Here is a 19,699-nt window from a genome sequence, read left to right on the forward strand (position 1 = left end):
AGTACCGATAAGCATTGAGTATATGAAAGCCAGTATCAGGACAAAAGTAGAGCACAGGTTCAGGATAATTAAATGCCAATTTGGATTTACTAAAGCTCGGTATCGAGGGCTGAAGAAGAATGCTAGTAAATTAGCGATGCTTTTAGCTCTGGCTAATAGGGTTCGGGTGGATCAGATGATGAGGGCTTAGGGTAAGTCCGTCGATATGTTGTAAAAAAGGATATCGACATTTCAGTACGGGGTAAAAACGTCTTAAAATAGCCGAAATCCATTCAGACAGTTCAACCACCTAAAATACGGGACTTAATCGCAGGTTCCCTAATTAGGGTTTTCTTACATTAAGGTATGAACTACTATTATCTGCGTATATAGCGGTTCTGCTTTATCAGCATCAAGGATTGTGCTGTCTCATTATTGAAGAGTTTTATTTCTTGGTGCCATAAACTGGTTTGCAGTTCTGGTGCACTTGTCTGTTGTCTGTTGTCTGTTGTCTGTTGTCTGTTGTCTGTTGTCTTATTGCGCCTCTATTGTAAATCAAAGCTTGGGTCTTAGTTCTTTTACTTAGGCCCCAAATCTTATGTGATCAAGGATGGTTATTATGAAAACGTGCGCACTTGTCATCGGCCATAAAAAAAACTCGCCAGGTGCAGTTAATCCTACCGACGGTTTAAGTGAATTTGTGTTCAACGAAGAGCTTGCCAAGGCTATTGAATCTAGGGTTAGAGGAGTCTTTGTTCAAAGGGTTTATCGAAGAACCTATTCATCGCTTCCTGAAGATATTAATGAATTAGAACCGGACTTTATAGTTAGTCTTCACTGTAATGCTTTTAATAGAAGCGCTACGGGTACGGAGGTGCTTTATTATCATCGTTCAAAAACAGGTAAAAAGATCGCCGAGGTTTTACAAAATAAACTCGTTGATGCTTTAGGTCTGACGGATAGAGGTATTAAGGCTAAAAGCTCTGAAGATCGCGGTGGGTATTTGTTAAAGAAAACTGATGCCCCGTGTTTAATTGCGGAGCCATTTTTTATTGACAATGATGATGATCTTTTGACTGCTCAGCGTCATATGGGGGCTTTAATTGATGCTTACACGCTGGCTATCGAGGAGATGGCAGAGTGTTTTGCGTGACAATTATTTGCTCTGGAGTTTAGCAGGCGAGAACCAATGAGGCACAATTCAAGCTGAGCTTAAAACCACAAGGGTCTTATTGTTGATCCGTAAGACTCTAATTTTAATTTAGATCAACTGAGTGGCACTCTGATAGAATATTAAACAAACTATTATTTGTTAGGAGAGGTTTGTGACGAGCCAATCACTTGAGAAACTCTGTGATCTTGCAACGCTTGCGCATACACGTATTCAGAAAGACTTTGATGATCTTGATCCAATTGTGGGTGTTAGCCAGAATATGCGTAAGAATGCTGTTCCAGCTGATGCAATGACCATTGATTGTTTACGCTCAGGCAAGCGTATTATCATTATTCTTCATGATCAGTATCCGGATGTGTTGATGTACCAATTCTCATTTAAAGAGAAAGATCCTAAGGGTAGTTTCAAGGAACTTGATCTGGCGGATCTGACCGAACAAATATTATACGACTGGATGTGTAATTATTTTGCAAAATGAGTAGGTGCCGATAAGGTAGACTTATCGTATTTAGTCAAAATGAATTCAATTATTATTTTCTTTATCAGGAAAAGTAGACATAGTTTATAAGCGGAAAACTGCATATTTCAATAAGCTGGCTGTAGCTGCTATGCTGAAATAGTATTGGAGGGAGTCATATGAATTTAAGGGTCTTATTATGCAGCTGTATTGCGGTGTTACCTTTCACTGCGACGGCTGACGAAGTCTACAGTTGGGTAGATGAAAGTGGTGTTCGACATTTTAGTGATAAACCACCGCAAGGTGCTGAGAGGGAGCAAATAAAAGGTTCTATTACCTCAGGTACCCTCAAGAAAGATAAATTCAACACAATGCAACCCTATACTCCACCCAGACCCGCTAAACTGAGTAATCCCATTGACTCGCCTGAGGAAGTAAATGCACCGGTAACGGTCGAATATCCTGAAGATGAAGAGAAAGAAAAATCAGCGAGTAATAAACGTTCTAATGAATTAAAGAGCCTTAATCAGCAGATCAAAGGCTATGATAAACGGGAACGTATTAAAGAGATTGAAGAGGGGCGGAATAACGATACGCCAAGCAAGCCTCAAAAGCTGAATCAAAAGCTAAAAGCGTATAACGATTCAAAAACGAAAAGTTAGAAAGCTTTAAACACCCCAGCTTCTGACTCTACCAACATCTAAGTGGATGAAGTCGCTCTTGCTATAAATCCCAACCCCTCCCGCGCGTTTTTCTAATGATGCTTGGTGCAGTTCCTTAAGGGGAATGCCAGGTATTCTTATATCTATTGCTTGTCCTTTCATATGGTAGCTTTTCTTAGCCACCTTTTTGCTATTAGCTCTTAGCTTTTCATTTGTTTCAGGGGATCTATAAGCAGAGATGATATGTAGCGGCTTGTCTGCACCAAATTGTTGCTGTAGATCGTGAAGAAGTGAGAGTAATTGCCTATCCATCTGATGAACTTGGTTATTTCGATGATCGCGGAGTAGGAAATTGAGATCATTCAAACTTTCATTTAAGTAGCTACCCTCAGAGAAGAAGGTGCTTTTTAAGGATTCGCCTGTATGTAAATTTAAAAGGGAAAGACCAAGTTCTCGTGGTTGCTGAATATTAGCAAAGCTTTGAGAAGGAATTGTGCTTAGCGCAGATACGCCTCCGAGTATTTTTAGAAATTTACGACGTGAAGTGCAAGGCATATGGGGAGTGGGGGATTTATGATCTAACATTCTTTCTCATTGGCTTTTTAAGTGTGCGTGCATTATGCCGAACTCGAAGCAGGTAGTACATAATTTGTACAGCTAATTAACATGAGAAATTTTGATACAGCACTGGAAAATATTCAATCTGATGATTGAGCGATTGATAATTGATACTTATCACGCTTATATATATCTGATCTGAAGTGGGTTAGGCCTTTTGAATCAACCCACGCTGTCCAGTATGTTACGTGCAGTGGAATTGGGTCGTTTAAACGATATTGTTTTGTTTTTGCTTGTTTGAATACAGCATCCAGCTCTGAGCTAGTCCACCCGTGAGTCATCCTCATCAGTTCATCCGCTAATTTCCTCGGTTGTTCAAGGCGAATGCAGCCTGAGCTATATGCGCGATTAGATTCGTTAAACAACCGTTTAGCGGATGTATCGTGTAGGTAAACTGAGTAGGGGCCATTTGTAAGAAATTTGACGCTTCCTAATGTATTCTTATTGCTTGGAGCCTCCCAAAAGCGTTGATAGTTTTTTCCGGTGTATAGCTTTTCATAATCAATATCTTCAGCGGCTATAAATTTTTTACTATCGCCCCATCCTGTGACAACTTTTAGGTTCATTTTAGTTAAGTGGTTAGGATCCTCTTTTAATGCGGGGATGATATCTTTGTAAGCAATACTCTTCGGTACATGCCATGACGGATTTACGACAATTCGATCTACTAGGCTATTGAAAACAGGAGTTTTTCGTTTCTTTTTGCCAACAATAGTTTTCATCGAAAGAATTTGCTGGTTGTGCTCATATAAGTACAGTCTATATTCAGGGATATTAACTTGAATAAATCTGTCTGTGTTAGGTGAGAAATCTGTTATACGTGCAATGTTAACCTTGAGTTGATTGACGCGTTGATAAGGTGTCACATTAAGATGGAATCGCGTGTTAGGCCCTAAAATACCGTCAGCTTTTCCTCCGTGTCGGGTTTGAAAGCGGATAAGCGCTTCGTGCAGTTCTATATCGAAGAGTTCATCTTTTACTTGGGCGCACTCAAGAGGCGGGTGATCTCCTAAAAGTACTAACTTATTTCTTAGTAAACGGACATGTGGATGTATTTCACCAAAACTGAGTAATTTTCCTTTAGGAGTTGTTTGCCATTTTTTTGTCTTTGCTATGTTTTCATAGAAATCTAGGGCTGACTGGAGTTTAGCTAGTTGTAATGTAAGGGGGGGCTTTTTAATGTCGCTAGTTGTGTCTGTGTGAATCAAAGTTGTTTCTATTGTGGAATGTGTCAGAGGATTATTATCTTGAGTAGAATGATAAATGGTTGAGTCTTCAGTCGGTGTTTGCATTCGGGCGGTTTGAGCTGGAGTCTCAACGGCTATGGATGTCATTGATAATGCTAAAAAGCTAATAAATGTGATGAAATTTAAAAAATACCGCATAAGTTGTCCATCCATAGTAACCAGTCGTCTTATGGGCCTTAACTACTTCTATGCCTTGGCTTCTGGATTAATATCTGTATTTCTATCTTTTAAATGGGTTTATTAAGTACAGAACTGATTTCACAAATGTTCAAGTAAGATGACGTGAATAGTTTTCACCGTCTTAATTTTGAGAATATGGGTGCATAAAAAAATAGTAGTCGTTGCAAGATGAATTTAAGATGAAGCGGGAGAGTAATATATGCCCTTGCTGTTTAGGAGTGGAATTCACAGCAGGGCATCCAAGGGGAATGGTGCTATTGATTCGTTTTTTTCTTTTTTTCTTTTAGAGCATCCTGTTCTTTATAGTATTCATCTTCGTAGTACATACCTTTAACTTTAAGCTTCTTCTCTATCCAGCGGTTATAGCGTGACCAGATAAAAAAGCCTGGCGTCATCATAATCATAATGCCAAGCATCATTCCAGAACCCGCATATTTCACAGGCATTAGTTGAATCATCCAGTCGAGGAATCCAAGCTCTTTGCCAATGTAATACCAGATGATGAGACCGGCAAAGCCAATTCCCACAGCAATGTGATGTAAATAGTTGTTAGATTTTTTTTCAGTCATTTTCTCTGTAACGATGCATGTGTAAACTAGGCAGATATGGCTCTGGATCAATACGTTGATCACTGCGTTGCTGTCGTTGACGGGTTTCAGGGGGGGTTACACTAGGCGTATTATATTCTGGAAATGATTGTTTATCATCTAGTGGAAAGAAAATAGGCAGTGGTGCATTTCTTGCCTTGCGTGTTATCTCATCATTCCGTTTCCACATAATATTAGCCCGCATGACAGGTACTTGCGTTTGAATCTGAGCGAGAGACTCAGAACTCGGAATCTTAGAAAGTGCTTCGAGTTGTAGTTGTATATGGAGCTGAGAAATATCCATCTTCAGGAGTCTTGATTCAGCTTCTTTAATCGATAGCTTTTTGATACTTCGACCACTTGTATACCAGCTAAACTGGATCTTATCCGGTGTCGAATCTAAAACAGGGAGCTGCCGATAGCATTGTTTAAGGTGTAAACGCGCTAGCCCCGCTGCTTGTAAGTCCTCATTTAAGTTCTCTGCGCGCTTATGCAAAACCGATAAAGGGTTTCCATATTGATCCCGGTACTTTTTTACTGACTGCTGAAAATGGCTTTTAGCACTATTAAGTTGGTGCAGAATAGGGATAAGTTCTGGTGAAACACCAATTAACCCATAGAGGTTTTCAGTACAGCGGCCATCTCCTTTTTTTAAAAACCAAATATTTGTGAGTGTATCTGCGATCTTATTGATAGATGTTGGTTCAGATGAATCAGAAAATATCCGGTGTGGAGCTGTGTGTTTTTTTAAATCAAGTAGTAGGCGAGAGCGAAACTGCTTAAGTAGAGCGTGAAGCTGGTCAAAGCTTCGAATTAAGATTTCAGTTTCACGCTCGCTCATTTAATTGGCCTAGGTAGATGCTTAGTCAGCGGATTTTTTTCTTTGGCGTGCTTGGCTATCGAATATTTCTCTGGCAAGTATCATGCGGCAGCTTTCAGGCATTTTAATGAATTCAACGCCAGTTAGATAACTGCCGTCGGCCATTGCTTCACTACGACAGCATTGGGCATAGATAAGTAAGCCGAGGCATGATTCGGGAAATACCAATTTTACAGATAGATATGAATCGATTTCAAATGCTTCATTATGTCTGAACTGAACGCCGCCTTCAGATAAATTGACCTCTTGTATCGCTGCGTTGCTAACAGTCATCTCTGTTGAAGCAACCGCTTGTGCAATTCGCTCAATTTTGTCATGCATTACTTTAAGTAATGACGCAACGTTACTGTCTTTCTCTGAGACTTTACGCAGTAGCTGACTGCTTTGTGAATCCATCTCTTGGAGTTCACTAAGTAGCGTAAAGTTAGGGGATACATCAAATTGAGTAGGCTTAGGATGAGCATCAATTTCTGATTCTGAAATGATCTTAAGTTCCAATGAAACGCGTTGATCAATTCGGAAGTATTGACGGCGATCTTGTTCCTGCATTACTAACCCTCGATGGTGATAGATAGTTCTTTTCCGAGTATAAGTAGAAATTATAAGAAAAGCATCAGACTGTTGATTTTATTCGTTGTTAGAGTCAATTATTTTTTGATAGTTCATTCTTTAACTATTCATTATTTAACAATTGGTTACGCTAATATTCTTTTATGCTCTTTAAGGCTGTCTGCTTTTTACACAGCAGGGTTTCTATGGTTTAATCGCGCCATGTTTAAACCTTTATCTTTGTTTATTGGATTGCGTTACACCGCTGCAAAGCGAAGCAATCATTTCATCTCTTTCATCTCTTTGGCTTCTATGCTGGGTTTAATGCTTGGCGTCGCTGCGTTGATTGTAGTCCTTTCCGTTATGAACGGTTTTGATCGTGAGCTTAAGCAGCGTATTCTTGGCATGGTTCCTCACGGTTCTATTAATGCATATGGAAAGCCAATAGAAGATTGGCCTGCTCTGGTTGCTCGCTTGTCTGAGTATCCCGATGTTGTCTCTGCTGCGCCCTTCATACAAGCACAAGGCATGCTTACGAGCAAAGGGGTTGTGCGCGGAGCCTTAGTTAATGGTATTGATCCAAGCATTGAAAAAAGTGTCTCCATACTTGGGAATCACATTAAGACCGGTTCGCTTGAGGCATTGAATCAGCAGCGATTTGGTATTGTCCTAGGGGATCTGTTAGCACGTTATTTAGGTGCCAGAGTTGGGGACAAAGTGACGCTGGTATTGCCTGAGGCTTCAGTCAGTGTTGCGGGTGTCGTTCCTCGATTAAAGCGATTCACGGTTGTTGGTACTTTCTCTGTAGGGGCTGAACTGGATGCTAATCTTGCTTATATTAGCCTCAATGATGCTGCAAAAATAAAGCGTTTAGGTGATGGAGTTGAAGGTATACGCCTTAAATTTCATGACCTTTTCGATGCGCCCGCTAAGATTAGAGAAATTTCAACAAGTCTCGATGGTTATTACGGTTCGAGTGATTGGACTAGGACTCACGGCAATCTATTTCAGGCTATTCAGTTAGAGAAGAAGATGATTGGCTTGTTATTGTTCTTAATTGTTCTTGTGGCGGCTTTTAATATTGTTTCTACACTGGTCATGGTAGTGACTGATAAAAAGGCAGATGTGGCTATTTTAAGAACTTTAGGGGCGACACCTGGAAGAATAATGAGAATCTTCATGATTCAGGGTGCGGTGATAGGTTCTATGGGAACGCTATTAGGGACGGCACTTGGTGTCACGTTGGCGTTGACTATCTCTGATCTGATCGCTTGGGTTGAGCGTACATTTAGTCTGCAATTTTTAAATGCTGATGTGTACTTTATCAGTTACCTGCCATCAGACCTGCAGTGGGGCGATGTTGGTGTCATTACTTGTTCGGCTTTATTAATCAGTTTCCTCGCAACAATCTATCCTGCTTGGCGTGCTGCAAAAACACATCCTGCTGAGGCTTTGCGTTATGAGTAATACAGATCAATTATCACCTTCCGCAGGAGTTACCAAAGAAGTGGTTTTAGAGGCTAGGTTGGTCTCTAAAGTCTACAATGACGCTGACCATGAAGTTAAAGTGTTATCTGATTTAGATTTCAAACTTCATCAGGGGGAGCAGCTGGCTATTATTGGATCCTCTGGTTCAGGCAAGAGTACACTGCTCAATATTCTTGGAGGCCTTGATGAGCCTTCTTCTGGTGATGTGCTGGTTTCAGGGCAGGATCTACATGATGGAAATGAAGCTCAGCGAGCGAAAGTGAGAAATGCCTCTTTAGGCTTTGTTTATCAGTTTCATCATCTGCTACCAGAGTTTACAGCATTAGAGAATGCCGCGATGCCTCTGTTAATGCGTGATATGCCGTTAGATGAAGTGAAATCTCTTGCTGAAGAGGTACTTGTCTCTGTAGGTCTGTCTCATCGCTTGTCTCATAAACCAGCGCAACTCAGTGGTGGTGAGCGCCAAAGGGTGGCTATAGCTCGCGCCTTGATTGGCAAGCCCGCTGTTGTTTTGATGGACGAGCCCACTGGTAACTTGGATAGAGGTACAGCTGAAAGTGTCCAGGTGCTAATAGATAGCCTAAATCAGGAATATGGTATTGCTTTTGTTTTGGTCACACACGACCCAGAACTGGCAAAGCGTACCGGTCGAGTATTAGAGCTGATTGATGGAAAACTAGTAGAGCGTTAATCATAATGATTGATGTGAATTAGCGCATTTTTATTATCTGGCTGAAACGTTGAAATTCTGTTCGTTTTTTAAAGCAGGCGGTAACTATTTATTGCTTGTCGCTACGCTTTTTCCAGCTTCGATTCACATGCCATGCCCAAAATCCTTGTATAGCAAAGTAGGCTACAGTACCAAAGAAAAGGCCGCAGATAATTGAGCCGAATAACAATGGCCACCAAATAACAGAAATGCTGTTTTGTAAAAACTCCATGCTCATCTCAAAAGCAACTGTATTATTTGGATCTCCAATCAAGAAGTCTCCTACTCGATAAGCGCAGTAGAAAATTGGCGGCATCGTAATGGGATTAGTAATCCAAACGAGTCCGATAGATATAGGGAGGTTGCTTTTAAGGCCAATAGCAAAGAGTGCAGCCACAAGCATTTGCATTGGGATAGGCAGGAAGGCGCAGAACAGACCGACAAAGAATGCTCTTGCTACAGACTTTCTGTTTAGGTGCCAGAGATTAGGTTCATGAATATAATGACCCAGCCAACTCAAATGTTTATGCTGTTTGAGTTTCTCTTCATTTGGCATGTATTTTTTTAGTAGTTTGCGTGGCATTTTCTTCTTTACTTATTATTGGCTAGCAAACGGGATTTGTTCCATTATGCCCGCTGCTTAGGACTAAGCCAAGGAAACTTACGCATGAGATCAAGGATGATCGCTATTGCCATAGGTTTTGTTTTAGCTGGGTGGCAACCGCATTTAATATCGCTCGTTGTTTGCGCCTGTTTAGCATGCATAACCTTGTTATGTTTTAAATTCATTTCTTGGCACTACAAAGGCTTAATGCTTTGTTTTGTGGGTGGATTTATCTATGCGACCTTATGGGGGCATTGGCAAGTTTCCCATAAGCTCTCTGATGAGTTTGTGCGAACTGATTGGCGCGTTACTGGTGTTATCACTGGGCTCCCAAGAACTGAAAAGGGCGTGACCCATTTCAACTTTGAAGTGGCTTCAATCGAGGCTCTCTCTGATATTGAAATCTCCGATTTAAGTGTCCGAAAATTAAAGCTTTCATGGTACAAACCCTCTCAGATACTCAAGCCTGGGCATAAACTTCGGATTGATGTGCGACTAAAGCCTCCCCATGGATTAGTAAATCCAAATGGTTTTGATTATGAGCGCTGGTTGTTGGTTAGGGGCTTTGATGCAACAGGCTATGTTCGTTCACTAGAAATTACGGGGGTTAGTTCTTTTAGTGTTATTGATAATCTGCGTGATTTAATCAATCTCAATATTGAAAGCCGATATGAAAATCCTAAGGCCTATGCTTTGCTGCAAGCATTAATTACGGGTTATAAAAAGAACCTTTCAGATGAAAGTTGGGAGATTCTTAGAAGATCTGGCACGGTTCATTTGGCTGTCATTAGTGGTTTACATATAGGTTTTATGGCTGTCTTGGGCTGGTGGATTGGGCGAATAATTAGTTTTCTACTACCTCGGACAGTTGCCTATCTTCCTTACGTGCTTTCAATGATGTTGGCTGGGTTTTATATGTTACTTGCGGGTGCTGAAATTCCTACTCAGCGAGCGTTCATTATGATTGCTGTGTTTGTGTCGTCTGCAATGATGAGGTGGTTTGTAGATCACTGGACACGTTGGTGGGTTGCGTTGGTATGTGTATTGGCACTGTCTCCTTTGGCTGCGTTTGAAGTAGGGTTGTGGCTTTCGTTTGGAGCCGTGGCATTGCTGATTTGGTTTAGTCAGCTCTCTATAACATGGTATTCAGTGTTTAAACTTCAATTGGCTTTGCTAGCTGGAATGTTGCCGTTGTATTTGTTTTTTTTCTCGGGCGCATCAACGGTAGGACCTGTGATAAACCTTATAGCTATCCCCTTAGTTTCTGTTTTAGTTGTTGTCTCATTTATTAACTTGATCTTAACGAGTATCGATCTCTATTGGTTGGCTTATATAGAGCAAACGATCGTTAGGTTGTTTTGGTGGATGGTGGAGAATGCAGCTAGCTGGGAATGGGCTTTTATAGACATACAATATCAGACCATTTTAAGTTTATGTTTGGTGGTTGTTGCATGCGTGATTTTAATCTCTCCTAAAGGGTGGATACCTAAACCACTGGCATTTATCTTTTTGTTACCGTTAGTTTTTAACAAGTTTGAAAATTCAAGGTTGGATCAAGAGTTTGATGTCATTGTCTTTGATGTCGGCCAAGGGTTAGCCGTATTGGTGGAGGTAGGGGAGTATCGCCTTCTTTATGATACGGGGGCGTCATATAAAAGTGGTTCTTCTGCATTCGAACGTTCATTGTTGCCTTATTTTCAGTCTAAGGGGATCAAACAACTTGATCATTTGATACTTAGCCATGATGACAACGATCATGTTGGGGGTTATTCAGTTTTAACAAAAAACACTGCTGTTAAAGAGGTCTATCGTTCTTTTGGTAGGGTGGACGAGTCTAATAAGTATTGTAGGCGAGGAGATATATGGCATGTCGGATCTACTCGTTTCGAATTCCTCGCAGGTAGTGAAGGTATTGAAGATAATGATCGTTCCTGTGTATTACTAGTATCGAATAAGCAGTGTGCGGTTTTATTACCAGGTGATATTAGTAAGCGAGTAGAAAAGAGGATTTCAATAGATCAAAATCTTAATATAGACTGGCTGGTGGCTTCGCATCATGGCAGTCGTACCTCTACGTCCGATGCTATTTTAAAAGGCTTCCGGCCTAAGCATGTGATTTTTAGTGCTGGGTATGGGAATTCATTTAATCATCCTCATCCAGAGGTGGTAAAGCGAGTGTATAAAAGTGGTGCGCAGGCATACTTCACAGCAACAGATGGGGCTGTTTTTCTCAAATCACGCAAAGAAAATAGGTGTATAGCAGAAAGTATGCGTCACGAAGAAATTCGTTTCTGGAGATAGTTTAAATCTGTGTTAGAGTACGCGCAGTTAAAGGAGAATTTATTGTGTTTGAGCTTTTACAATCAGGCGGTTGGTTGATGATCCCAATCGTAATTAGTTCTGTTATTGCGTTGGCTATTTGTTTAGAACGTCTTTGGACTTTAAGGCCTAGTAGGGTTTCACCACCTGGCTTGTTGGCAGAGGTATGGGCGTTAATTAAACAACGTAATATCACGGCTGAACGTTTAAAGGATATCAAGCAAAGCAGTCCTTTGGGTGTGATTTTGGTTGCCGGTTTAAATAATGCTTCTCATGGTCGTGAGATCATGAAAGAAAGCATCCAAGAAGCTGCTGGTCAAGTTGTGCATGATCTTGAGCGTTTTCTGAATCCATTGGGTACTGTTGCAGCGATAACACCTCTTCTCGGGCTGTTAGGCACAGTGATAGGTATGATTAAAGTGTTTAATGAAATCATGATCCAGGGTACAGGTAATGCGAGTATCTTAGCTGGTGGTATCTCAGAGGCACTAATCACAACCGCGGCTGGTTTGACTATTGCTATTCCAGCTTTGATATTTCATCGCTATTTTCAGCGTCGCATTGATACCTTAGTCATCACAATGGAAGAAGAGACTATAAAGCTTATCGAAGTGATGCATGGTGAGCGTGATATCGATGTTGAGTAAGGATTAAGATTGTGAAATTTCCTAGACAAAGCAGGGAGGAGGTTAATGTTAACCTAACTCCGCTTATTGACGTGGTTTTCCTGTTACTCATTTTCTTCATGGTTTCTACAACGTTTACCAAAGAAACGCACTTGGAGGTCGATCTGCCTGAAGCGGCAGGTGATGTAACGGTTAGTGATGATCTAGTGTTAGAGATCCTGATTACTGATGAGGGTCATTACAGTGTTAATGGTAAGCCTCTTGTAAATACACAAGGCGAGACATTAAAAAGAGCGCTTAAAGAGCTATCAGAAGGTAAGCGCGATCTTCCCCTCATTATCACTGCAGATGCTAAAACACCGCATCAATCTGTTGTTACGGCAATGGATATTTCTGGGCAGTTAGGTTTCGATAAATTAAGCATCACTACTAAAGATTTTGCTGGGGAATGAAGTGGCTGGAGACGTGCTGGTATAACGATCAGGCTGCGCCGCTATATTTAAGGCCTTTGGAATGGCTATATTGCGCCTTGGCTCGCAAAAAACATCAGCGTGATATAGAAGAACAGTGGGAACCGCCAGTACCGCTCATTATTGTTGGTAATATCAGTGCTGGGGGTACGGGCAAAACCCCATTAGCTGTTTATCTGATTGAAGAGTTGAGAAAGCAGGGTTATAAACCCGGTGTAGTCAGTCGAGGGTATAAGAGCCAAGCACCTCAATATCCATTCGATGTTTCTTTGGCTGATTCTCCTGTTCAGTCAGGTGATGAACCCTACATGTTGTATAGGCGTAGTGGTTGTCCAGTTATTATTGATCCGGACCGTTGTGCTGCCACCCAATTCTTGTTGAAAAACTACGATTGCGATGTGGTTATTAGTGATGATGGCTTACAGCATTATCGATTAGGGCGTGATATTGAGATTGCCGTTGTTGATGGTGCTAGGGGGCTTGGTAATGGGCATTGCTTACCTGCAGGGCCTCTTCGTGAAAAGGCTAGTCGCTTAAGTTCTGTGGATTATGTTGTATGCAATGGGAGCGATTGTGCATCACTGGGTGAAATTGACAATACTTATGTGATGAAATTACAGCCTACGCATTTTAAATCATGTGGTAGTGCTCAGTCGGTTGCTGCAGATCAATTTACTGCTTCCAGCATAAATGCTGTAGCAGGTATTGGTAATCCGCAGCGCTTCTTTGATACTTTGAATCTTATTTTTAACCATGAAACTGATACAACTAAGATTCATTGTTATCCTAAGCCTGATCATCATGATTTCTCAGAAAGTGATTTCCTTTTCTCTGAATTAGGGGTCACGGTGATGACAGAAAAAGATGCGGTTAAGGTAGAAGATTTTGAGTTAAACGATGCATGGTATTTGGAGGTTGGCGCTCAACTCCCAAATGATTTTATTTCTGCGATAATTACACAGCTTGAACAAATCAAAAAAGTTAAGGGTAAATAAAGTAATGGATAAAAAGTTGTTAGATATATTAGTGTGCCCTGTAGCCAAAACCCCCTTAGAGTATTGTGAAGAGACACAGGAACTAATTTCAAAGGCAAGTGGACTTGCCTATCCTGTGCGAGATGATATTCCTGTGTTACTTGAAACAGAAGCACGTGAATTAACTTTAGAAGAACGTGAAAGCAAGTAAAGGTACTTATGAGCTTCTCAGTTATTATTCCAGCACGATATGCCTCTAGCCGTTTTCCTGGTAAGCCTTTAGCTGATTTACACGGCAAGCCTATGGTGCAACATGTATATGAACGCGCTTGTGAAAGTGAGGCGAGTAGGGTGTTGATTGCTACAGATGATCAGCGCATTGCTGATGTCGCTAAGGGATTTGGTGCTGAGGTTTGTATGACCTCCGATACGCATGTCTCTGGGACTGACCGCCTGCAGCAGGTTGTATCAGACCTGGAGTTTTATGCGGACGATATCGTTGTTAATGTGCAAGGCGATGAGCCGCTTGTGCCCGCAAGAATTATCAATCAGGTTGCACATAATTTAAAAGCGGAAACAACTGCAAGCATATCTACTTTAAGTGAGCCTATTTTAGATATTGAAACCTTGCTTAATCCAAATGTGGTTAAGGTTGTAAGCGATATAGGCGGTATGGCGTTGTATTTTAGTCGTGCCGCTATTCCTTGGTCTCGTGATTCATTTGGCACTGACCTGTCTAAGGCGGCGATGCCTTCAAATATTTCATGGCAGCGCCATATTGGAATTTATGCCTACAGAGTGAAACTGCTAAATGACTTTGTCAAATGGGCGCCTGCGCCTATAGAAGAGACGGAGTGTTTGGAGCAGTTAAGAGCGATGTGGAACGGTGCACGAATTCACGTAGCAGAGGCTGATGAGCAACCACCGGCGGGTGTTGATACACCTGAGGACCTTGAGCGTCTTCGAGAACTATTATCAAAGAGTTAAAGCCATAGGGCTACACGTGAATGAAGAAAGTTTTATTTGTTTGTCTCGGTAACATTTGTCGTTCACCTACTGCGGATGGTGTTTTTCGTGCATTAGTTAAAGAGCATAAGTTGGAAGGCAGTATCATTGTGGATTCTGCCGGAACGGCTGCTTATCATGTAGGGAATTCGCCAGATTCGCGATCTTCTTTAGCTGCTAAAGATCGAGGTTATGATCTATCCACTCTGAAAGCTCGGCAAGTTGTTGAAGCAGATTTTTATGAGTTTGATTACATTCTAGCGATGGATAATCAGAATTTGAGCAATTTGGAGCAGATGCAGCCGGAAGATTCAAAGGCGTTATTGCAATTGTTTCTAGATTTCTCTGAGCTGCCTGAGTGTGAAGTACCCGATCCATATTACGGAGAGGGTAAAGGGTTTGAGATTGTATTGGATCTTGTGGAATCGGCTTCGGAAGGATTATTGCGCCATATGATGAAGGCAGTATAACTATGCAGTGGCAAAATAATGCTGATTTAACAGCTCAAAATAGCTTCGGTTTTTCAGTGACTGCTGAGCACTATTGTAAAGTAGATCAAATAGATCAGCTTGAAGATGCTCTTAAAGATGTTGAAGAGCATGGTTGGCCTTTATTGGTGCTTGGTGGTGGAAGTAACCTTGTACTAAGTGAAAAGATCCCGGGTGCGGTAATCTCAGTTATGACGCAAGGGGTCAATGTTCTTGTTGATGATGAGGACAGTGCGATAGTTGAGGTGGGTGCCGGTGAAAATTGGCATGACCTTGTTGGTCAGCTGCTGCAAATGGGTTTGCATGGGCTTGAGAATCTCGCATTGATACCGGGTAATGTTGGTGCTGCTCCAGTTCAAAATATAGGTGCGTATGGTGTTGAGATGTCAGACTGTTTTCATAGTTTGACGGCATACGATATGCAAACAAAAGGGCTGGTTCAACTAAGTGCTGAGGAATGTCGGTTTGGTTATAGGGATAGCTTGTTTAAATCGATAGAGAAAGGTCGCTATATCATCTGGAGTGTTAGGTTTTGCTTAAGCTCTATTTTTAAACCAGTCTTAACTTATCGAGGGTTGGTCGATTATCTGGCAGAGCAGGGCATTAATCAGCCATCATCTCATCAAGTATACAAAGCGGTGTGTGATATCCGCATGAGTAAGCTGCCATCTCCAGCTATCATAGGTAATGCTGGAAGCTTCTTTGAAAATCCTGTTGTTTCTGAAGCAGATTTCCTGAGCTTAAAGCTGCGGTATCAAAATATTGTTGCCTTCAAAGATAGGGCAGGTTTTTACAAGTTAGCTGCGGGGTGGTTGATTGATCAGGCTGGCTGGAAAGGTCATATTGCAGGTTCTGTGGGTGTATATGATCAACAAGCGCTGGTATTAATTAACAAGGGTGGTGGGGATTCGGTCGCTTTGCTAGCGTTAGCGTCTAAGATCTCAGACTCTGTAGAGTCAGCTTTTGGCGTTAAGTTAAAGATTGAGCCCAGAGTATACCCTTAGTCTTATTTTTTGTTTCAAAAAAACACTGCTTTTTAGCGGTGTTTTTTTATGTCTATATGTTATTGGTTTCAATTAATGATCTCTTATTAGTTCAGCGTAATGCTGATACAGGTCACTTTATTGTGAAATTGGCTTTTATCGTAAAAATATCAATATTGTCGACAATCCTGCCATTTTTACTGTGGAAATAGGCGTTTGAGGGTATTTCTTTTGGGTATTTATGCCTTGCTGCGTGTGCGTATAAACCTTATGTAGTAGATTAATCTTTAAATAACTCGGTTAGAGTGTGTCTACAGTTTGGTTGAAGTGTCTACAATAATAATAACTTCAATCGGGAATAAAACATCGTTAACTTATGAAAAAGGGCCTTAGCACATGTCCTACCAGGCAGAGTACTCAAAATCTATCAATTCACCTGAAGAGTTCTGGGGTGAGAAAGCGCAAGATCTAGCATGGTTTAAACAGCCAGAAAAAATTCTTTCAAAAGATGAAAATGGCATTGATCGTTGGTTTGCTGATGGGGAGTTAAATACGTCCTATCTTGCGCTTGATTACCATGTCGAAAATGGTCGTGCTGATAATACGGCAATCATTTATGACTCACCGGTTACGGGTCAGAAGCGTAAAATTTCTTTTAGAGAGTTGCGTGATGATGTTGCAAAATTTGCAGGTGTCTTAAAATCGCAAGGTGTTGAGAAAGGGGATCGTGTTGTTGTTTATATGCCGATGATTCCTGAGGCACTTGTGGCAATGCTTGCTGTTGCACGTTTAGGTGCTATTCACTCGGTTGTGTTTGGTGGATTTGCGCCTCAAGAGCTTGCTGTTCGTATCGATGATGCTGAGCCTAAAGTTATGGTCACAGCTTCTTGCGGCATAGAGATCTCAAAAGTAATTGAATATAAGCCTATGCTGGATCAGGCAATAGAAAAGTCAGCTCATAAGCCTTCTGCTTGTATCGTATTGCAGCGCCCAGAAGCTCAGGCTTCTTTGATAGAAGGAAGAGACTTGGATTGGAATGAAGCAGTTGCAGCTGCTGAGCCCGCTGATTGTGTTCCTGTTAAGGGAACAGATCCGCTATATATTCTTTATACCTCAGGCACAACAGGGAAGCCTAAAGGTGTTGTACGTGATAACGGTGGTCATGCGGTCGCCATGAAGTACTCAATGAAGTCTGTTTACAATGTTGAAGCGGGCGATGTTTTTTGGGCGGCTTCTGATGTTGGTTGGGTCGTTGGGCATTCATATATTGTTTATGGGCCACTGCTGGCGGGTTGTACAACCATTGTTTATGAGGGTAAGCCTGTTCGTACACCGGATGCGGGCGCTTTCTGGCGTGTATGTGAGGAGTATAAGGCTAAGGTTCTTTTCTCTGCTCCTACGGCTTTCCGCGCTATTAAGAAAGAAGATCCTGAAGGTAAGTTGCTTGCTAACTATGATCTTTCGAATCTTAAATCTGTGTTTATGGCGGGTGAGCGCTTAGACCCTCCTACTTATCATTGGACAATGGAAGTTACGGGTAAACCAGTTATTGATCACTGGTGGCAAACCGAAACCGGCTGGGCTATCTGCGGTAATATGACGGGTATCGAAACCTTAGAGCCTAAGGCTGGCTCAGCTACAGTGCCAATTTCTGGATTTGACGTTCAGATTCTTGATCCTGAAGGTAATCAGCTTCCGCCGGGCGAGCAGGGTGCTATAGGTATTAAATTACCAATGCCGCCTAGTTGTTTGCCTACTGTATGGGGTGATCACGAGCGTTTCCGTACAGGTTATCTTTCAGATTTCCCTGGTTACTATTGCTCTGGTGATGGTGGTTATAAAGATGAAGATGGTTATGTCTTCATCATGGGGCGCACTGATGATGTGATAAACGTTGCAGGTCACCGTCTATCTACTGGTGAGATGGAAGAGATCGTAGCCGATCACCCAGCTGTTGCAGAGTGTGCAGTTATTGGTGTGGATGATCCATTGAAAGGTCAGCAGCCAATTGGCTTTGTGTTGTTAAAAAACGGCGTTGATATCGAAGAGAAACAGCTAGAGTCTGAGCTAGTAGCGATGGTCCGTAAAGACATTGGCGCAGTAGCTTGTTTTAAAAGAGCTGTTGTTGTTGATCGTTTACCTAAAACTCGTTCAGGTAAAATCCTTCGTAAATTGATGCGTCAGATCGCAGATGGCCAAGATTATTCAGTGCCGTCAACTATAGATGATCCTGCAAGCTTGTCAGTGATGGAAGAAGTTATGACGCGTCATGGCTTGATTGCAGAATAAGATAATAAAACGATTTACCCTTAGCTGTTGGTGGGCGATCTTAGGATCGCCCTTTTTTATTTGTTTTCAGTATTAGAAATCTTCTTAAGCACCCAATCGAGAGCCTGAGTGGGGAGTACTCTCCTAAGAATAGAAAAAAGCCAAGTGGGGAGAGTTACATAATATCGAGCTTTTGGATTTGTGCTTTCTAAGGCGTGCTTTAATGCTTTGTATACTGCTTCTGGTCCTAGTGTGAAAGGATCTTTCTTTTGTGTTTTTTGCTCATTGGCGAGTCGCTTATTAACTGCCTCATATATATGTTTATGAGCGCTTTGTTGAGTATCAATATTTTCTTTAAAAGCTATCTGTGCGTTTTTTCTAAAATCGCTTTCTATAGGGCCAGGCTCGATCAGGCTTATTGAGATAGGTGATCCTTCCAGTTCAAGTCGTAAAGTGTCAGTGAGGCCTTCTAAGGCAAATTTTGAAGCGTTGTAGGCGCCTCTATATTTTAAGGTGATAAGTCCAAGCACCGAGCTGTTTTGAATAATGCGACCATAGCCTTGTTCTCTCATGATCTTCAAGGCTTTGCAGGTGAGTTCGTGCGTACCAAAAAGATTTGTTTCGAACTGTGCACGTAAAACATCGCGAGTTAAATCTTCTACTGCACCGGGCTGTCCGTAAGCGCCGTTATTAAAAAGGGCGTCAAGCTCACCTCCAGTTTGCGCTAAAACCCACTTAAGGGCTGCATCAATGGAGTCGCTGCTATCGAGGTCAAGTTGAGTGCTTAAAAAGCCCTCGGCCTTCAAATTTTCTACATCATCTCTATTTCTTGCTGTTGCAAAGACTTTATATCCATCTTTATGGAGCGCTTGTGCGCAATAATAGCCAATGCCTGTCGAGCAGCCAGTGATAAGAATGGATTGCATTGTGCTTTTTTTCCGCATAGAAAGTATTATTACCTAGAATACAAGATCTATTTTCACTTTTATCTCTAACATATTGAGAAATCGGCTGTTTATGGTAGTATTTTGTATAGAACAATGGTGTTGGGGATATTGGATCAATCCAAATGAGGTCCCTTTTCGTTCCAAAGTACCATATATGAGAGGGCGGTGCCTTCCTATTATGTTTCTGGTATACACCTTTCAATAACAAAAACAGAGGATGAGCATTATGTGGACTAAGCCAGCTTACACGGATCTGCGTATCGGTTTTGAAGTAACAATGTACTTCGCAAACCGTTAATAGAAGATTCTATTACGATTTTTGAAATTACCCCGGCCTTTGTCGGGGTAATTTATCTTGGAAGGACCCTAATCGCGTTCGCGATTCCTGATTTCATCTTACACTCACACAGATTCCTGTCGCGTTTCATCTTATTCAAAGGCAGATCTATCAAGAATATATAAAGAAGAAAAATAATGAAAGTACA

Annotated in this window: 24 protein-coding genes; 16 read left to right on the forward strand and 8 right to left on the reverse strand. The window is 41.5% G+C overall.

From position 1 onward, the window contains the following. The 4 genes from B4K11_RS13810 to B4K11_RS13825 form a co-directional block, all read left to right on the forward strand. Positions 1-190, forward strand: a 190-nt coding sequence (locus B4K11_RS13810; protein WP_292949350.1) for a transposase, incomplete at its 5' end; no start/stop codon positions are given. A gap of 408 nt (positions 191-598) precedes the next feature. After that, positions 599-1,132, forward strand: coding sequence for an N-acetylmuramoyl-L-alanine amidase (locus tag B4K11_RS13815; RefSeq protein WP_292957914.1), 534 nt, complete (start codon positions 599-601; stop codon positions 1,130-1,132). Positions 1,133-1,304: 172 nt separating this feature from the next. Continuing rightward, positions 1,305-1,631, forward strand: coding sequence for a hypothetical protein (locus B4K11_RS13820; protein WP_292957911.1), 327 nt, complete (start codon positions 1,305-1,307; stop codon positions 1,629-1,631). Positions 1,632-1,789: 158 nt separating this feature from the next. After that, positions 1,790-2,272, forward strand: a complete 483-nt coding sequence (locus tag B4K11_RS13825; protein WP_292957908.1) for a DUF4124 domain-containing protein — start codon at positions 1,790-1,792, stop codon at positions 2,270-2,272. A gap of 6 nt (positions 2,273-2,278) precedes the next feature. On the opposite strand, the gene B4K11_RS13830 is transcribed toward B4K11_RS13825, so the two are convergent. The 5 genes from B4K11_RS13830 to B4K11_RS13850 all read right to left on the reverse strand — a co-directional run bounded on the left by B4K11_RS13830 (position 2,279) and on the right by B4K11_RS13850 (position 6,333). After that, positions 2,279-2,857: a YcbK family protein gene (locus B4K11_RS13830; protein ID WP_292959437.1), complete on the reverse strand. Its 579-nt coding sequence runs from the start codon at positions 2,855-2,857 to the stop codon at positions 2,279-2,281. Positions 2,858-2,970: 113 nt separating this feature from the next. Further along, complete coding sequence (locus B4K11_RS13835; protein ID WP_292957902.1) at positions 2,971-4,224, reverse strand: L,D-transpeptidase family protein; 1,254 nt, start codon at positions 4,222-4,224, stop codon at positions 2,971-2,973. A gap of 347 nt (positions 4,225-4,571) precedes the next feature. Next, entirely contained in the window at positions 4,572-4,886 is a 315-nt protein-coding gene (locus B4K11_RS13840; RefSeq protein WP_292957899.1) for a hypothetical protein, read from the reverse strand. After that, a complete protein-coding gene (locus tag B4K11_RS13845; RefSeq protein ID WP_292957896.1) occupies positions 4,879-5,745 on the reverse strand; it encodes a DNA replication terminus site-binding protein in 867 nt (288 codons plus the stop codon). The genes B4K11_RS13840 and B4K11_RS13845 overlap by 8 nt, the downstream gene beginning before the upstream one ends. Before the next feature lie 21 nt (positions 5,746-5,766). Further along, positions 5,767-6,333 carry a PilZ domain-containing protein gene (locus B4K11_RS13850; RefSeq protein WP_292957894.1) on the reverse strand — a complete coding sequence of 189 codons (567 nt, stop codon included), beginning with the start codon at positions 6,331-6,333 and terminating at the stop codon, positions 5,767-5,769. Positions 6,334-6,555: 222 nt separating this feature from the next. Here B4K11_RS13850 and B4K11_RS13855 point away from each other — a divergent pair, with 222 nt between their 5' ends. Both B4K11_RS13855 and B4K11_RS13860 read left to right on the forward strand, forming a co-directional pair. Further along, a complete protein-coding gene (locus tag B4K11_RS13855) occupies positions 6,556-7,800 on the forward strand; it encodes a lipoprotein-releasing ABC transporter permease subunit (RefSeq protein WP_292957891.1) in 1,245 nt (414 codons plus the stop codon). Continuing rightward, positions 7,793-8,512, forward strand: coding sequence for an ABC transporter ATP-binding protein (locus tag B4K11_RS13860; RefSeq protein WP_292957888.1), 720 nt, complete (start codon positions 7,793-7,795; stop codon positions 8,510-8,512). Before B4K11_RS13855 ends, B4K11_RS13860 begins: the two co-directional genes overlap by 8 nt. An 88-nt stretch (positions 8,513-8,600) precedes the next feature. Here B4K11_RS13860 and B4K11_RS13865 read toward each other — a convergent pair whose 3' ends face one another. Next, complete coding sequence (locus B4K11_RS13865) at positions 8,601-9,113, reverse strand: DUF2062 domain-containing protein (RefSeq protein WP_292957885.1); 513 nt, start codon at positions 9,111-9,113, stop codon at positions 8,601-8,603. Positions 9,114-9,157: 44 nt separating this feature from the next. After that, positions 9,158-9,319, reverse strand: a complete 162-nt coding sequence (locus B4K11_RS13870) for a hypothetical protein (protein ID WP_292959440.1) — start codon at positions 9,317-9,319, stop codon at positions 9,158-9,160. Here B4K11_RS13870 and B4K11_RS13875 point away from each other — a divergent pair. The 9 genes from B4K11_RS13875 to B4K11_RS13915 all read left to right on the forward strand — a co-directional run bounded on the left by B4K11_RS13875 (position 9,300) and on the right by B4K11_RS13915 (position 18,288). Next, positions 9,300-11,435 carry a DNA internalization-related competence protein ComEC/Rec2 gene (locus B4K11_RS13875; protein WP_292959439.1) on the forward strand — a complete coding sequence of 712 codons (2,136 nt, stop codon included), beginning with the start codon at positions 9,300-9,302 and terminating at the stop codon, positions 11,433-11,435. The genes B4K11_RS13870 and B4K11_RS13875 overlap by 20 nt on opposite strands. Positions 11,436-11,479: 44 nt before the next feature. After that, positions 11,480-12,100, forward strand: coding sequence for a MotA/TolQ/ExbB proton channel family protein (locus tag B4K11_RS13880; RefSeq protein ID WP_292957879.1), 621 nt, complete (start codon positions 11,480-11,482; stop codon positions 12,098-12,100). 11 nt (positions 12,101-12,111) lie between these two features. After that, the gene (locus B4K11_RS13885; protein WP_292957877.1) at positions 12,112-12,531 is read left to right on the forward strand and encodes an ExbD/TolR family protein; all 420 of its coding nucleotides are present in this window, start codon (positions 12,112-12,114) and stop codon (positions 12,529-12,531) included. After that, complete coding sequence (gene lpxK, locus B4K11_RS13890) at positions 12,528-13,544, forward strand: tetraacyldisaccharide 4'-kinase (protein ID WP_292957874.1); 1,017 nt, start codon at positions 12,528-12,530, stop codon at positions 13,542-13,544. Before B4K11_RS13885 ends, lpxK begins: the two co-directional genes overlap by 4 nt. A gap of 4 nt (positions 13,545-13,548) precedes the next feature. Continuing rightward, positions 13,549-13,734 (forward strand): Trm112 family protein, encoded by a 186-nt coding sequence (locus tag B4K11_RS13895; RefSeq protein WP_292957872.1) that lies wholly within the window; start codon positions 13,549-13,551, stop codon positions 13,732-13,734. A gap of 8 nt (positions 13,735-13,742) precedes the next feature. After that, a complete protein-coding gene (gene kdsB, locus B4K11_RS13900; protein WP_292957870.1) occupies positions 13,743-14,510 on the forward strand; it encodes a 3-deoxy-manno-octulosonate cytidylyltransferase in 768 nt (255 codons plus the stop codon). A 20-nt stretch (positions 14,511-14,530) separates the two neighbouring features. Continuing rightward, on the forward strand, positions 14,531-14,998 hold the full coding sequence (locus tag B4K11_RS13905) for a low molecular weight protein-tyrosine-phosphatase (protein ID WP_292957867.1): 468 nt from the start codon (positions 14,531-14,533) through the stop codon (positions 14,996-14,998). Positions 14,999-15,000: 2 nt separating this feature from the next. Beyond that, positions 15,001-16,020: a UDP-N-acetylmuramate dehydrogenase gene (gene murB, locus B4K11_RS13910; protein ID WP_292957864.1), complete on the forward strand. Its 1,020-nt coding sequence runs from the start codon at positions 15,001-15,003 to the stop codon at positions 16,018-16,020. Between the two features lie 375 nt (positions 16,021-16,395). Further along, positions 16,396-18,288, forward strand: a complete 1,893-nt coding sequence (locus B4K11_RS13915) for a propionyl-CoA synthetase (RefSeq protein WP_292959438.1) — start codon at positions 16,396-16,398, stop codon at positions 18,286-18,288. Between the two features lie 56 nt (positions 18,289-18,344). Here the strand turns inward: B4K11_RS13915 and B4K11_RS13920 are convergent, their stop codons facing one another. Next, a complete protein-coding gene (locus B4K11_RS13920; protein WP_292957855.1) occupies positions 18,345-19,193 on the reverse strand; it encodes an SDR family oxidoreductase in 849 nt (282 codons plus the stop codon). 247 nt (positions 19,194-19,440) lie between these two features. Between B4K11_RS13920 and pqqA the strand changes: the two genes are divergently transcribed. Next, positions 19,441-19,512 carry a pyrroloquinoline quinone precursor peptide PqqA gene (pqqA, locus tag B4K11_RS13925; RefSeq protein ID WP_003243383.1) on the forward strand — a complete coding sequence of 24 codons (72 nt, stop codon included), beginning with the start codon at positions 19,441-19,443 and terminating at the stop codon, positions 19,510-19,512. Positions 19,513-19,699: the final 187 nt, after the last annotated feature.

Origin of the sequence: Neptuniibacter sp. UBA6509, from assembly GCA_002435145.1 — a bacterium.
In the GTDB taxonomy this organism is placed as follows: Bacteria; Pseudomonadota; Gammaproteobacteria; order Pseudomonadales; family Balneatricaceae; genus Neptuniibacter.

Coding starts and splice junctions, on each gene's coding strand:
- B4K11_RS13830 (WP_292959437.1), bottom strand. CDS start 2,857: ATGTTAGATCATAAATCCCCCACTCCCCATATGCCTTGCACTTCACGT.
- B4K11_RS13870 (WP_292959440.1), bottom strand. CDS start 9,319: ATGAATTTAAAACATAACAAGGTTATGCATGCTAAACAGGCGCAAACA.
- B4K11_RS13835 (WP_292957902.1), bottom strand. CDS start 4,224: ATGACATCCATAGCCGTTGAGACTCCAGCTCAAACCGCCCGAATGCAA.
- B4K11_RS13865 (WP_292957885.1), bottom strand. CDS start 9,113: ATGCCACGCAAACTACTAAAAAAATACATGCCAAATGAAGAGAAACTC.
- B4K11_RS13845 (WP_292957896.1), bottom strand. CDS start 5,745: ATGAGCGAGCGTGAAACTGAAATCTTAATTCGAAGCTTTGACCAGCTT.
- B4K11_RS13850 (WP_292957894.1), bottom strand. CDS start 6,333: ATGCAGGAACAAGATCGCCGTCAATACTTCCGAATTGATCAACGCGTT.
- B4K11_RS13825 (WP_292957908.1), top strand. CDS start 1,790: ATGAATTTAAGGGTCTTATTATGCAGCTGTATTGCGGTGTTACCTTTC.
- B4K11_RS13895 (WP_292957872.1), top strand. CDS start 13,549: ATGGATAAAAAGTTGTTAGATATATTAGTGTGCCCTGTAGCCAAAACC.
- B4K11_RS13905 (WP_292957867.1), top strand. CDS start 14,531: ATGAAGAAAGTTTTATTTGTTTGTCTCGGTAACATTTGTCGTTCACCT.
- B4K11_RS13920 (WP_292957855.1), bottom strand. CDS start 19,193: ATGCAATCCATTCTTATCACTGGCTGCTCGACAGGCATTGGCTATTAT.
- lpxK (WP_292957874.1), top strand. CDS start 12,528: ATGAAGTGGCTGGAGACGTGCTGGTATAACGATCAGGCTGCGCCGCTA.
- B4K11_RS13860 (WP_292957888.1), top strand. CDS start 7,793: ATGAGTAATACAGATCAATTATCACCTTCCGCAGGAGTTACCAAAGAA.
- B4K11_RS13840 (WP_292957899.1), bottom strand. CDS start 4,886: ATGACTGAAAAAAAATCTAACAACTATTTACATCACATTGCTGTGGGA.
- B4K11_RS13815 (WP_292957914.1), top strand. CDS start 599: ATGAAAACGTGCGCACTTGTCATCGGCCATAAAAAAAACTCGCCAGGT.
- kdsB (WP_292957870.1), top strand. CDS start 13,743: ATGAGCTTCTCAGTTATTATTCCAGCACGATATGCCTCTAGCCGTTTT.
- B4K11_RS13915 (WP_292959438.1), top strand. CDS start 16,396: ATGTCCTACCAGGCAGAGTACTCAAAATCTATCAATTCACCTGAAGAG.
- murB (WP_292957864.1), top strand. CDS start 15,001: ATGCAGTGGCAAAATAATGCTGATTTAACAGCTCAAAATAGCTTCGGT.
- B4K11_RS13855 (WP_292957891.1), top strand. CDS start 6,556: ATGTTTAAACCTTTATCTTTGTTTATTGGATTGCGTTACACCGCTGCA.